Origin of the sequence: Nannocystis sp. RBIL2 (assembly GCF_026626745.1) — a bacterium.
In the GTDB taxonomy this organism is placed as follows: Bacteria; Myxococcota_A; Polyangia; order Nannocystales; family Nannocystaceae; genus Nannocystis.
In genome coordinates, this window is record NZ_JAPNJW010000002.1 from 1,215,057 (window position 1) to 1,228,007 (window position 12,951).

The window sequence follows — 12,951 nt, forward strand, 5'->3', positions numbered from 1 at the left end:
TTCCCCTCCGCGGTCTACTGCAGCCGCTCGCGCAGGAACGACAGCGTGCGCTGCAGCGCCTGCTCGGTCGGGTGGCCGGTCTCGCGCACGAGGTCGACGGTCAGCACGCTGTGGGCCGACGGCTTGATCCCGTGGGCGTTGCCCGGGCCGGAGTCGATCTCGATCGCCTCGAAGCCCTCCTTGAGCTCGCGCTTCAGCGTCTCGAACCGCTCGCGCGGGACCTTGCCGTCGTGGGTGAAGCACAGGCCGAGCACCTTGAGGCCCTCGTCCTTGACCCGCCGCTTCACCGTGGCGAGCTCGTCCGGCGCGATCGCCAGCTGACCGCGGCGCGCCTTGCCGACCGGCAGCGGCAGCGCCGGCTGCGACATCACCGGCGCCATCAGCGACGGCTCGACCGCCATCGACAGCGCGAAGTTCCCCGTCAGGCACATGCCGATCGCGCCGACGCCCTTGCCGCCGAGCTCCTTGTGCAGCGCGCGGGCCAGGCCCCGCAGCCAGTTCGTGATCGGGCTCGACTCTTGGCCGGCGAGCAGCTTGAACTCTTTGCTCACGCACAGCTTGAGCATCGTGCTGGCGAGGTAGCCGCCGGACACCGGCTTCATCGGCTCGCCGAACAGGTCGGGCAAGACCACGGTGAAGCCCGCGTCCGCCACCAGGTTGGCGAACGTGACCACCGCCTCGTGGATGCCGGGGACCTCGGTGATGATGACGACCCCCGGGCCACGCCCGCGCCGATAGACCGTCTTGGTGACGCCCTCGTGGGTGAACTCCGATGCGCTGTAGCCCTGGATCGACATCGCCGCGAGTGTATCAGCCTTCGGGCCGGCGCGAGCTTGTCAAATCGCGCAGAGGCGTGCGAGGCTCGGCGCCGCCGTGTCCTACGAGCTCTTCCTGGTCCTCCACATCTTCGGCATCGTCCTCCTCTTTATGGGCCTCGGCGGCCTCGCGTTCCACGGCATCGCCGGTGGCACTCGTGAGACCAACCCCGCGCGTGGGCTGGTCGCTGCCACGCACGGCGTGGGAACGTTGCTCATCGTCGCGGCCGGCTTCGGCATGCTCGGGGTGAAGTACGGCGGCGCCATGCCTGGCTGGGTTCACCCCAAGTTGCTCGCGTGGATCTGCCTTGCGGCCGCCCCCGCGTTGGTGGCTCGCAAGCCCGGCGCCGGTCGCGTGCTGTGGTTCGTCGCGCCGCTGCTCGGCCTCCTCGCCGCGTACTTCGGCCTCAACCACAAGTAGCGCTAGAACCAGCGCGCTGCGTAGGCCCGCAGCACCTCGATGCGAGCCAGCGGCGCTCGCACTGCGATGTGGCCGTCGGGCCTGAGCAGCACGAGCTCAGGCGCGCGCACTCTCCACCCGCGGACCACTGCGCCCGAAGGATCGCCGAGAGTCTCCGCGTCGCCTGTACCCAGGACCAGGTCGCGAACTACCAGCGATCGGCCCCACTTCTCCGCCAGCTCCCGACCCGCGATCGCCAGCGCCTGCGAGCGCGACGATCCGTGCATGAGCAAGAGCGTCATCTTCGCCTCGCTCGCCACCAGCGCGTGAAGTGACACCGTCGCATCGCCCGCGCGCAGCATCGCCGCCGGCGCTCGATCACCGGCCTTCGGCGAGCGCCGCGGCCAGCTGCGAGCGTCGATCACCGCCGGCGACTCGCGATACGACACGCCCGTCTGCGACATGCGCCGCGCCATCCGTTGCTGCAGCGCGCGTGATCGCAGCCCCGCCCTGACGATCAGCTTGCGCAGCATCATCGTCCGTCGGCTCGTCGCGCCGCGGAACAGGCGGTCCGTCATCTCGAGCGTCCTTCTCGCCACCGGCAATCGCTCCGCGTCGTACGTCGCCAGCAGCTCGGGGCGAGCCGCGCCACGGGCCACCATCGCCAGCTTCCACGCCAGGTTGAAGGCGTCCTGGATCCCCGTGTTCATCCCCTGGCCGCCGGCGGGGCTGTGGATGTGCGCCGCGTCGCCGGCGAGGAACACCGAGCCCACGCCCATCTTCGGCACCATGCGGTGGTGCAGGCGGAACCGCAGGATCCACTCCGGGTCGTACAGCACCGCTCCGGGTACCAGCTCGTCGGCCAGCTTCTGGAACATCTCGAGCGTCGGCTCGGGCCCGTGACCGTCGCCGCCCATGGCGATGATGCGATAGCGACCGCGCGGCAACGGAGCGAACACCACCAGCCCCGCGGGCCGCAGAAACCCGCAGCCGAGCCCTGGCGGGCGGTCCCAGCGGATCTTCAGATCTGCCTGATCGAACATGTCCTCATAGGCAGAACCTTCGAACGGCAGACCCAGGCCGTGACGCACCGCGCTGTGGGAACCATCGCAGCCGACCAGCCAGCGCGCAGTCACCGACTCGGTGCGACCCTCGTCGCCACCGATCGTCGCCACCACCTGCGAGCCCTCGTCGCGGAACGACAGCAGCCGCAGCCCGCGATCGACCGCGCCGCCGAGGTGCCCCAGGTGCTCGGCCAGGATCCGCTCCGTCGCGCTCTGATCGAGGAACACCGGCCGCGGCACGTCGGGCCCGAACCGCGCGACGTCCAGCGTCCCCAGCAGCTGCGTCTCGAAGTACAGCTGCACCGCCATCAGCGCCTCGGCCTCGGCCTCGACCGCCGCGCGCAGCCCCATCGCCTCGAACACCTCGCGCGTGCGCGCGTGGACGACCAGCGCCTTGGAGTGCTCGGTCGTGCGCGGCGCGGGATCGACCACCCGCACCGTCAGCCCGAACCGCCGCAGCTCGCACGCCATCGTCAAGCCCGTGGGCCCCGCTCCTGCCACCAGCACATCTATCGACGCCATCGCTCCGCTCCTGCAAGTGAGTGCTCACTCACCGTGCCACGGCTCCAGGACGGTTGCAAGTGAGTGCTCACTCAGGCCAAGCTCTCGGGGTCATGGCCACGCGCGAAGACGATCCAGGGCCGGTGCGCGGCGTCGAGCGCATCGTCCGCGCCGCGATCGAAGTGATCGCGGAGCGCGGCTTTCGAGGCGCCGCGACCAGCGAGATCGCTAGGCGGGCGGGCGTCGCCGAGGGCACGATCTTCCGCCACTTCAAGACCAAGCAGCTGCTGCTCGACCACATCCTCGAGCCGTTCGTCGAGCGGGTGCTCGCGCCCATCGCCTTCCGCGACCTGCACCGGCTGATCGACACCGACTACCCGGACTTCGCCGAATTCCTGCGGGAGTTCGCGCGCAACCGCCTCGCGGTCGCGCGCGAGCACGTGCCGGCGCTGCGGATCTTCTTACAAGAAGTCCCGCTCAGCCCGGAGCTGCGGACGATGGTGTTCCGCCACATCGGCCGCCACGTCATCCCCGAGCTGCTGGCAGTCATCCGCAAGTACCAGGCGCGCGGACAGATCCGGAACGACCCCCCGGAGACCGTCCTGCGGCTCCTCATGAGCGCCCTGGGCGGCTACATCATCACGCGCCTGGCCATCCTGCCCGACTACCCGTGGGACGACGACCGCGAGATCGAGCTCACCATCGGCGCGATGTCCCGCGGCCTGCGCCCCGACTGACCTGTCCTCTCGGGCCAGCCTCAGACGCGCGCCCTCAGGACGTCGCCTCACCTGTTCCTGAGGTCCTGTCCTTTCGAACAGCCTCTCGCGCGTTCTAGCGACGTCATCTCGCGGAACCCGGAGTCTGCCGACACAGCGCCTGTCCTTTCGACCAGCCTCACGAGCTCTCGAGACCGCCGAGGTACCGGTCGCATCGCTATCTCACTCGGAGCTCGGACTCTGCCCGGCACCCTTCTGTCCTCTCGACCAGCCTCACGCGCGATCCTCGGACGTCACCTCACTCGGAACTCGGACTCTGCCCGGCACCCTCCTGTCCTCTCGACCAGCCTCACGCGCGCTCCTCGGACGTCACCTCACTGGGCACTCGGACTCTGCCCGAAGCACACCTGTCCTTTCGACCATCACGCGCGTGCTGCAGGCGTCATCTCACGCGGAACTCGGAGCCTGCACGTCGAGCTCCTGTCCTTTCGACCAGCCTCCCGCGCGCGCCCCCGAGATGTCCGCCGCACGCCTGAGCCTGCCTGACGACGTCCTGCCCTTCTCACAGTCTCACGTACGCACCCGCCGGACGTCGCCTTGTTCCTGCTCCTGCCCCTCAGCAGCTGGTTCGGCCTCCTGCGCCCGCGCGCCGCGGTGCTACTCTGGCGCACGTGTTCGGCTCGCTCCCGCCGCCGCCGCGGCGCTACTTGCCCGCGCGCGTGCGCCTCGATCGGCTCGCCGATCTCGAGGCCTGCTACGGCGAGCTCGGCGCGCGACCGTTGCCGGCCGACGATCCATGGATCCTCGAGCAATGGCTACGCGACTGGTCCGAGCTCGAGAGCCACCTCGCCGAGGCCCAGGCGCGGCGACAGATCGCCACCAGCTGCAGCGCCGACGAGCCCGAGGCTGCGCGCGCCTGGCTCGTCCACGTCGACGTCCTCGGCCCCGCCTGCAAACCGCTGCGCCACGGCCTCACGCGGCGGCTCGTCGAGCACCCGGCGGCAGCTCGCCTCCCGCCCGGCCACGCCTGCGCCCTCGCGGTGCTGCGCAACCAGGCCGACCTCCACCGCCCCGCCCTCGTCCCGCTCGAGGCCGCCGAGCAGCACCTGTGCGCTGCCTACGGCCAGCTGCGGGCCGGCATGCGGTTCCCCTGGGACGGCGCCGACACTCCGCTGGCCCACGTCGAGCGCAGCGAGGACGACCCTGACCGTTCGCGGCGCGAGGCCGCCTGGCGCACCGTCGCGGCCGAGTTCCGCGCAGTGAAGCCCGAGCTCGACCACCTGTTCGACCGCCTCCTCGACAACCGCAGGGCCCAGGCCGCCGCCGCCGAGCTGCCCGAGTACCGCGCCTATCGCTTCCGCCGCCTCGACCGCCTCGCCTACGGCCCCGCAGACTGCCTCGCGCTGCACGAGGCCATCGCCGCCGAGTTCGTCCCCCTCGCCGGCCTCGTCCTCCGTCGCCGCGCCGCCGCCCTCGGCCTCGACGTCCTGCGCCCGTGGGACCTCGGGGCCCTGCCCGGCGGCCCGCTCGTCCCGTTCACCCGCGAGGAGGCGCTGATCGCCGGCTGCGCCCGCGCCTTCGAGGCCGTCGACCCCGAGTTCGCCCGCCAGTTCTCGCGCCTCGCCGAACATGGCCTTTTGGACCTGATGTCGAGGCCAGGCAAGGCCGCCGGCGCCTTCCAGGTCCACCTCCACGCCAGCGGCCTCCCCTTCGTGTTCGCCGGCGCCGTCGGCCGCCACGAGGACGTGCTCACCGTCTTGCACGAGTCCGGCCACGCCTTCCACGCCCTCGCCTGCGCCGGCGATGCGCTGATCTGGAACCGCCAACCCCCGATCGAATTCTGCGAGGTCGCCGGCATGGGCATGGAGCTGCTCGCCGCCGCTCACCTGGGCGCCTTCTACGACGCCGACACCTGCACCCGCGCGGCGCGCCACCAGCTCGAGCAGCTCGTCCTGTTCCTCCCGCACGCCGCCGCCATCGACGCCTTCCAGCACTGGGTCTACACCCGCCCCGACGAGGCCAGCGACCGTGTGGCTCGCGACGCCGCCTGGCTCGCGCAGCACGGGCGGCTGTGCCCCGGCGTCGACTGGAGCGGCCTCGAGGCCGACCGCGCCGCCCTGTGGGGGCGTCGCCTGCACGTGTTCGAGCTGCCCTTCTACTACATCGAGTACGCGATCGCCGGCCTCGGCGCAGTGCAACTCCACCGCCGCGCCCTCGCCGAGCCCGCCGCCGCCGTCGCCGACCTCCGCCGCGCCCTCGCCCTCGGCGCCCGCGCCCGCCTGCCCGACCTGTTCGCCGCCGCCGGTCTGAACTTCGGGACAGATCGCAGCACCGTGCGCCGGGCCGCCGCCGCCTGCCGCGAGCTCCTCGACCTGTGACGATATCTGTCCCTCAGGACATCTCGCTGCGGCGTCGGCCCTGCGATGTCAGATGTCCCGAAGGGCATTTCGCTGCGGCGTCAGCCCTGCGATGTCAGATGTCCCGAAGGGCATTTCGCTGCGGCGTCAGCCATGCCGCTGACGGCCCCACGCGACCTGTCCTTCGAGCCAGCTCGCGGCAGCCGGCCGGCCTGCCGCGAGCTCCTCGACCTGTGGCTCACTCGTACGCCGTCACGTACATGTGATAGGTCTCGAAGTCGACCGCGCCGGACGCGAAGATCGTCCCCGCGTCGTCGATCGCCACGTCGACCTCCCATGACCCGCTGTCGCAGCGGTGCGCCGCCAGCGTCGCGCCGGACGGGTCGAGCCGCGCCACCATCCCGCGGAACGGCGTGTCGTTGTTGTGGTGGCCGCCGACCGCGATCTCGCCGCTCGCGTTGACCGCGAGGTCGCCGAAGCTCCACATGTCCTCGACATGCGTGTCCCACAGCGGCGTCCCGTCGGCCGCGAACTTCTCGATCCTCACTCCCGACGACCCGATCTGAGCCCCGACCACCACCGCGCCCGCGCCGTCGATCGCCGCCGTGCTGAGCACCGAGAGCTCCCACGGGCGCGTCCACAGCTCCTCGCCGGACGGGTCGAGCAGCCGGACGCCCTCGTTCCACACCAACGCCACCATCGTGCCCGCCGACCCGATCGCCGCCACCTCGAGTTGGTCCGCGACCTCGAGGTCCCACAGCAGCGTCCCGTCGGCCGCGTGCTTGACCATCCGCGTCCCGTCGCCGACGGCAGCGCGGTCGCTGTACACCGTCGTCCCGTCGGCCGCGATCGCTACGCCGTAGCCCGACCAGAAGCCCTGATCGCTCGGTCCCAGGTCGCTCTCCCACAGCATCGTCCCCGCCGGGTCGAACTTGCGCAGCCACTTCCGCGGCGACACGCCGCCCTCGTCGCGGAACATCGCGTAGCCGTTGCCCGCCGCGTCGATGTCCCAGTAGATCGCACCCGACGGGATCGGCAATGTCGCCACCAGCGTCCCTGCCGCGTCGAACTCGCGCGTCAGACCGTCGCTGAACACCCGCGCCCGCCCGTCGGCCGCGAGCGACACCTTGCCCGCGCCGCTGGTCTCCGGATTGACGAACAGCCACGCGCCGCCCTCGCACGCGAAGTCCTCCGGCGTCGACCCCGAGTCGGTGTCGTGCCCTCCCGATGTCGTCTCGGTCGTCGCGTCGCCCGGATCGTCGGTCGTCTCGTCCGGTCCGCCGGTCGTCTCCGGCACGCCGGTCGTCCCCTCGCTGTCAGTCCCGCCGCCCCCCGACGTCCCGTCGCTGTCGCTCCCGCCCGTGGTCGTCCCCGCGCTGAGCGTCCCGCCCGTGACCCCCGGGTCCTTCGGATCGCAACCTGTCACAACAGCCATGAATCCAAGGACATGTCCAATATACCATGTTCTAAGCATACTTTTCTCCTCGCTCGCGGCCGCCGAGGCCGTCCGCAATTCCTGGTTCGTCGCCCCATGACGGTGCAGCGCCGGCCGGCCCCAGACCGGTCCTGTCGGCTGCCCACGAGCGGGCCCGCGCGTCGCCCCGGAGCATCTTCGGGCCGATCCGACCTGAACCTGCCTCTTCGGTCAGCCTCGGCCTCGCGGAGCCCGCCGTCGTGCGCGCCTGCCTCCTCGGCAGCGAACTCCCGGCGACCCTCTCCGCGCGGAGACTCGTCACCGTGAATCGCAGCCCGGAGCGACGCCGCATCTGCCGCTTCCGCAAGCAATTCCCGCACCTCCCGATCCTCACGAAAATCCCTAATCCTCTCGAAGATCGTTCGTGCGCGCGTAAGTCCCATCACGACCGCCGCGTCCGACCCAGCCGGCGCCGCGCCCGTCGCGAGTCCGGAGGGTCATGTCTCCGAGGACAGCTCGTGGGCGCCGCCGGCCCCGGTCCCCACCTCTTGCGCCGCTCGCCCGCGCTCGCGCATCCTTCGCCCCATGTCGTCGTCCCGCGCCTCCTGGCTCCTCCTCGCCTCCTTGCTCGCCTGCCGGCCCGAGCAGTCCACGCAGGCCCCGACGAGCCAGCCCACCGCGAACGACGCCCCGCGCTCCGCCTCGCAGGACCCGCCGCCGGTCGAGCCGGGGCGCCTGCGCGGGCACCTCGCCTTCCTCGCCGACGACGCCCAGGAGGGCCGCCCGCCCGGCACCGCCGCCGACCAGCGGGTCGAGGAGCACATCGAGCAGGCCTTCCGCCAGCTCGGACTCCAACCTGGCTTTGGGGACAGCTTCCGTCAGAGCTTCGAGTTCACCGACGGCGTCGCCCTCCGCTCCGGCGAGCAGAGCGTCCTCCAGCTGGGCGGCAAGCCGGTCGTGCACACCCTCGTCCCCTTCGCCGCCGCCTCGTCCGCCCCCGTCAGCGCCAAGATCGTCTACGTCGGCCACGGCATCCCCGGCGACACCCCCGACAGCGGCGACTACGCCAAGCTGCTCGACAAGGTGAAGGGCGCCATCGTCGTCGCGCGCAGCGGCGCCCCGGCCGATCCTCACCTCGACCCGGCCAAGACCCGCGTGCAGTCGAAGGTCATCGCCGCCCGCGATCGCGGCGCCGTCGGCTTCATCCTGTGGGAGCCCGACGCCACCGTCCCGTACCCCAACCACGGCGAGGCCAACGACCTCCAGCTGCCCGCGCTCGCCGTGTCCGCCGCCGGCACCCCCGACCTCCTCAAGGCCTTCGGCAAGAAGGGCCCCGTCACCGCCGACAACCCGCACGGCGGCCTCAAGCCCGGCGCCGTCGCCAAGGGCTCGCTGCACAGCCCCGTCCAGCGCGTCACCGCCACCACCGCCAACGTCGCCGGCCTGCTCAAAGGGACAGGTACGAAGCGAATCGTCCTCGGCGCGCACATGGACCACCTCGGCCGCGGCAGCAGCTCCTCGCTCGCGCCCGGCGTCGACGCCATCCACAACGGCGCCGACGACAACGCCTCCGGCGTCGCGGCTCTGCTCGGCGTCGCCGCGGCGCTCGCCGAGTTGCCGCCCGAGGCGCGGCCCTTCGACCTCCAGTTCGTCGCCTTCGCCGCCGAGGAGATGGGCCTCCTGGGCAGCAAGCGCGTCGTCGAATCGCTCTCGCCCGAGGCGCGCAAGGACATCGTCGCCATGCTCAACTTCGACATGGTCGGGCGCGTGCGCGACAACACCGTCGTCGTCGTCGGCACCGGCACCAGCAGCGCCTGGCCGGGCCTGCTCGACCGCGCCAAGGTCGACCCGCGGGACGCCGCGCGGACCCTCGTCATCAAGCCGAGCGAGGACGGCTTCGGCGCCTCCGACCAGGCCAGCTACTACGCCGTCGACATCCCGGTCCTCCACTTCTTCAGCGGCGCCCACGACGACTACCACCGGCCGACCGACGACTTCGACAAGATCAACCTCGACGGCGCCGTCGCGATCGCCGACCTCAGCGTCCGCCTGGTCGCCTTGATGCAGCGCGAGCAGCCTGTCCTCGACTTCAAGAAGATCGCGACCGCGGCCCCGCGCGGCGGCGGCTTCCGCGTCTCGCTCGGCACCGTCCCCGACTACGCCGCCAACGTCGACGGCATGAAGCTGACGGGCGTCCGCCCGCAGAGCCCCGCCGAGGCCGCCGGGCTCAAGGCCGGCGACATCATCGTCAAGATCGGCAAGCGCGAGATCCACAACATCGACGACTACATGGCCTGCTTCGGCGAGCTGCAGCCGGGCGTCGCCGTCCCGGTGGTCGTCGATCGCGAGGGGGCGAAGGTCGAGCTGACCATCACGCCGGCGGCTCCCACGCGTCGGTAGTCGGCGGGTCCGATTCGGCGTCGGTCGTCCGTCCGGAACCGGCGCGATCCCGCACTTTTGGCGGAGATTCGCGGAGGAGCGCGAGATCAGCGTTCATCGGCCGCTCCGCCGCCGTTGCTCCGATGCCTCCGCGGCTGGTATATGCAGCGCGGACCTCCTAGGGGGAAAGATCTCGCACATGTCACGTCGCAACAAGATCACGATCGTGGGAGCCGGCAACGTCGGGGCGACGGCCGCGCACTGGGCCGCCCAGAAGCACCTCGGCGACATCGTCCTCGTCGACATCGCCCAGGGCGTACCGCAGGGCAAGGCCCTCGACCTCGCCGAGGCCGCGCCCGTCATGGGCTTCGACCTCAAGATCGTCGGCACCAACGGCTACGACGAGACGGCCGACAGCGATGTCGTCGTGATCACCGCCGGCGTGCCGCGCAAGAAGGACCCGGTCACCGGCAAGTTCACCAGCCGCGACGAGCTCGTCGAGATCAACCGCAAGATCGTCGGCGGCGTGACCCGCGAGATCGCCAGCCGCTCGCCGAACGCGGTGCTGATCTGCGTCTCGAACCCGCTCGACGCCATGTGCCACGTCATGTACGCCGAGTCGGGCTTCCCCAAGGAGCGCGTGATCGGCATGGCCGGCGTGCTCGACACGGCGCGCTACAAGTACTTCATCTCCGAGGCGCTGAACGTCAGCGTCGACGACATCCACGGCATGGTCCTCGGCGGCCACGGCGACACCATGGTCCCGCTGCCGAGCCACACCTCGGTGGCCGGCATCCCGCTGACCGAGCTGCTGCCGCAGGACAAGATCGACGCCATCATCCAGCGCACCCGCGGCGGCGGCGGCGAGATCGTCGGCCTGCTCGGCTACTCCGGCTACTACGCGCCGGCGGCGGCCTCGGTGGCGATGGTCGAGTCGATCGTCCGCGACCGCAAGCGCGTGCTCCCGTGCGCCGCGCTGCTGGGTGGCGAGTACGGCTACAGCGACCTCTTCATCGGCGTCCCGTGCGTGCTCGGCAAGGGCGGCGTCGAGAAGGTCATCGAGATGAAGCTCGGCGACAAGGAGAAGGGCATGCTCGAGGTCTCGGCCAACGCCGTGCGCGAGCTGGTGGCCCTCCTGCCCTACGGGAAAGGCCAGGCGACCTGATGAAGATCCACGAGTACCAAGGCAAGGAGCTCCTGCGCGGCCTCGGCGTGCCGGTGCCGCAGGGCGGCGTCGCGTTCACCCCCGGCGAGGTCAAGCTCGTCGCGGCCGACCTGATCCAGCGCACCGGCAACCCGGTCGTCGTCGTCAAGTCGCAGATCCACGCCGGCGGGCGCGGCAAGGGCCGCTTCGTCGAGCAGCCCGAGGTCGGCGGCGTCAAGGTCGTCAAGTCGGCCGAGGACGCGGCGCAGATCGCCGAGAAGATGCTGGGCAACACCCTCGTGACCATCCAGACCGGTCCCGAGGGCAAGAAGGTCCAGCGCGTCCTCGTCGAGCAGGGCATGAACATCGCCCGCGAGCTCTACATCGCCCTCACCCTCGATCGCGCCACCGGTCGCAACACCGTCATGGCCTCGACCGAGGGCGGCATGGACATCGAGGAGGTCGCCGCGCACTCGCCGGAGAAGATCCTCAAGGAGTCCATCGACCCGGCCGTCGGCCTGCAGGCGTTCCAGGCGCGCAAGCTGGCCTACGCGCTCGGCCTCGTCGACCCGGTCGCCCCGCGCTTCGTCAAGTTCCTGCTCGCGCTCGCGGCCGCCTACGACCGCCTCGATTGCGCCCTGCTCGAGGTCAACCCGCTCGTCGTCACCGGCGACGACCAGGTGCTCGCGCTCGACAGCAAGGTCTCGTTCGACGACAACGCGACCTTCCGCCACAAGGAGCTCGAGGAGCTGCGGGACCCCAACGAGGAGGACCCGAGCGAGCTCGAGGCCAAGAGCTGGGACCTCAGCTACGTCAAGCTCGACGGCAACATCGGCTGCATGGTCAACGGCGCCGGCCTGGCGATGGCGACCATGGACATCATCCAGTACGTCGGCGCCAAGCCGGCCAACTTCCTCGACGTCGGCGGCGGCGCCACGGCCGAGCGCGTCACCGCGGCGTTCAAGATCATCACCCGCGATCCGAACGTGCGCGGCATCCTCGTCAACATCTTCGGCGGCATCATGAAGTGCGACACGATCGCCACCGGCGTGATCGCGGCCGTCAAAGAAGTCGGCCTCAAGGTCCCGCTGGTCGTCCGCCTCGAGGGCACGAACGTCGAGCTCGGCAAGAAGATGCTCGACGAGAGCGGCCTTGCGATCACCACCGCCAGCAGCCTGCGCGACGCAGCCACCAAGATCGTGGAGCTTGTCCAGCCATGAGCGTCCTCGTCGACAAGAACACCCGCCTCATCGTCCAGGGCATCACCGGCAAGGTCGGCCTCTTCCACGCCGAGCAGTCGCTCGCCTACGGCACTCAAGTCGTCGGCGGCGTCACGCCCGGCAAGGGCGGCGAGACCGTGCTGAACGGCCGCGTCCCGGTGTTCCACACCGTGCGCGACGCCGTCGAGAAGACCGGCGCCAACGCCAGCGTCATCTTCGTGCCGCCGCCGTTCGCCGCCGACGCGATCATGGAGGCCGCGGACGCCGGCGTGCCGCTGATCGTCTGCATCACCGAGGGCATCCCGGTGGCCGACATGGTCAAGGCCAAGCGGTTCCTGCAGGACAAGCCCGGCTCGCGCCTGCTCGGCCCCAACTGCCCCGGCATCATCACGCCGAAGCAGTGCCGGATCGGCATCATGCCCGGCTACATCCACACCCCCGGCCGCGTCGGCGTCGTCTCGCGCTCCGGCACCCTCACCTACGAGGCCGTGCATCAGCTGACCACGCTCGGCCTCGGCCAGAGCACCGCCATCGGCATCGGCGGTGATCCGGTCAACGGCACCAACTTCGTCGACTGCCTCAAGTTGTTCCAGGACGACCCGGAGACCGAGGGCATCATCATGATCGGCGAGATCGGCGGCTCGGCCGAAGAGGACGGCGCGGCCTTCATTCGCGAGCACGTCACCAAGCCGGTGGTCGGCTTCATCGCCGGCGTCACCGCCCCGCCGGGCAAGCGCATGGGCCACGCGGGCGCCATCATCTCGGGCGGCAAGGGCACCGCCGACGCCAAGCTGGCCGCGCTGCGCGAGGCTGGCGTGACGATCGCCGACACGCCCTCCGACCTCGGCTCGACCATGGCTCGCGTGCTCGGGGCCAAGACCAGCGCGTAAGCATCGACACCGTGCGCGCGCGGGCCCGCGATGTCCTGGCGACATCCGGGC

At 70.9% G+C, this 12,951-nt stretch carries 10 protein-coding genes; 7 read left to right on the forward strand and 3 right to left on the reverse strand.

Annotation, left to right across the window (positions count from 1 at the left end):
- Nucleotides 1-14 precede the first annotated feature (14 nt).
- Nucleotides 15-797: a dienelactone hydrolase family protein gene (locus tag OV090_RS30020; protein ID WP_267708072.1), complete on the reverse strand. Its 783-nt coding sequence runs from the start codon at nucleotides 795-797 to the stop codon at nucleotides 15-17.
- A gap of 76 nt (nucleotides 798-873) precedes the next feature.
- Here OV090_RS30020 and OV090_RS30025 point away from each other — a divergent pair, with 76 nt between their 5' ends.
- Nucleotides 874-1,236 (forward strand): hypothetical protein, encoded by a 363-nt coding sequence (locus OV090_RS30025; protein WP_096333403.1) that lies wholly within the window; start codon nucleotides 874-876, stop codon nucleotides 1,234-1,236.
- 2 nt (nucleotides 1,237-1,238) lie between these two features.
- On the opposite strand, the gene OV090_RS30030 is transcribed toward OV090_RS30025, so the two are convergent.
- Nucleotides 1,239-2,801 (reverse strand): FAD-dependent monooxygenase, encoded by a 1,563-nt coding sequence (locus tag OV090_RS30030; protein ID WP_267708073.1) that lies wholly within the window; start codon nucleotides 2,799-2,801, stop codon nucleotides 1,239-1,241.
- Nucleotides 2,802-2,893: 92 nt separating this feature from the next.
- On the opposite strand from OV090_RS30030, the gene OV090_RS30035 reads away from it, so the two are divergent.
- A complete protein-coding gene (locus OV090_RS30035) occupies nucleotides 2,894-3,517 on the forward strand; it encodes a TetR/AcrR family transcriptional regulator (RefSeq protein WP_267708074.1) in 624 nt (207 codons plus the stop codon).
- Nucleotides 3,518-4,167: 650 nt separating this feature from the next.
- Nucleotides 4,168-5,874, forward strand: a complete 1,707-nt coding sequence (locus OV090_RS30040) for a M3 family oligoendopeptidase (RefSeq protein WP_267708075.1) — start codon at nucleotides 4,168-4,170, stop codon at nucleotides 5,872-5,874.
- 217 nt (nucleotides 5,875-6,091) lie between these two features.
- On the opposite strand, the gene OV090_RS30045 is transcribed toward OV090_RS30040, so the two are convergent.
- Complete coding sequence (locus OV090_RS30045) at nucleotides 6,092-7,288, reverse strand: hypothetical protein (RefSeq protein WP_267708076.1); 1,197 nt, start codon at nucleotides 7,286-7,288, stop codon at nucleotides 6,092-6,094.
- A gap of 564 nt (nucleotides 7,289-7,852) precedes the next feature.
- On the opposite strand from OV090_RS30045, the gene OV090_RS30050 reads away from it, so the two are divergent.
- The 4 genes from OV090_RS30050 to sucD all read left to right on the forward strand — a co-directional run bounded on the left by OV090_RS30050 (nucleotide 7,853) and on the right by sucD (nucleotide 12,900).
- The gene (locus OV090_RS30050; protein WP_267708077.1) at nucleotides 7,853-9,667 is read left to right on the forward strand and encodes a M20/M25/M40 family metallo-hydrolase; all 1,815 of its coding nucleotides are present in this window, start codon (nucleotides 7,853-7,855) and stop codon (nucleotides 9,665-9,667) included.
- 178 nt (nucleotides 9,668-9,845) lie between these two features.
- The gene (mdh, locus tag OV090_RS30055) at nucleotides 9,846-10,811 is read left to right on the forward strand and encodes a malate dehydrogenase (RefSeq protein ID WP_267708078.1); all 966 of its coding nucleotides are present in this window, start codon (nucleotides 9,846-9,848) and stop codon (nucleotides 10,809-10,811) included.
- On the forward strand, nucleotides 10,811-12,010 hold the full coding sequence (gene sucC / locus OV090_RS30060; RefSeq protein WP_267708079.1) for an ADP-forming succinate--CoA ligase subunit beta: 1,200 nt from the start codon (nucleotides 10,811-10,813) through the stop codon (nucleotides 12,008-12,010). The genes mdh and sucC overlap by 1 nt, the downstream gene beginning before the upstream one ends.
- Nucleotides 12,007-12,900, forward strand: a complete 894-nt coding sequence (sucD, locus tag OV090_RS30065; protein WP_096333411.1) for a succinate--CoA ligase subunit alpha — start codon at nucleotides 12,007-12,009, stop codon at nucleotides 12,898-12,900. Before sucC ends, sucD begins: the two co-directional genes overlap by 4 nt.
- Nucleotides 12,901-12,951: the final 51 nt, after the last annotated feature.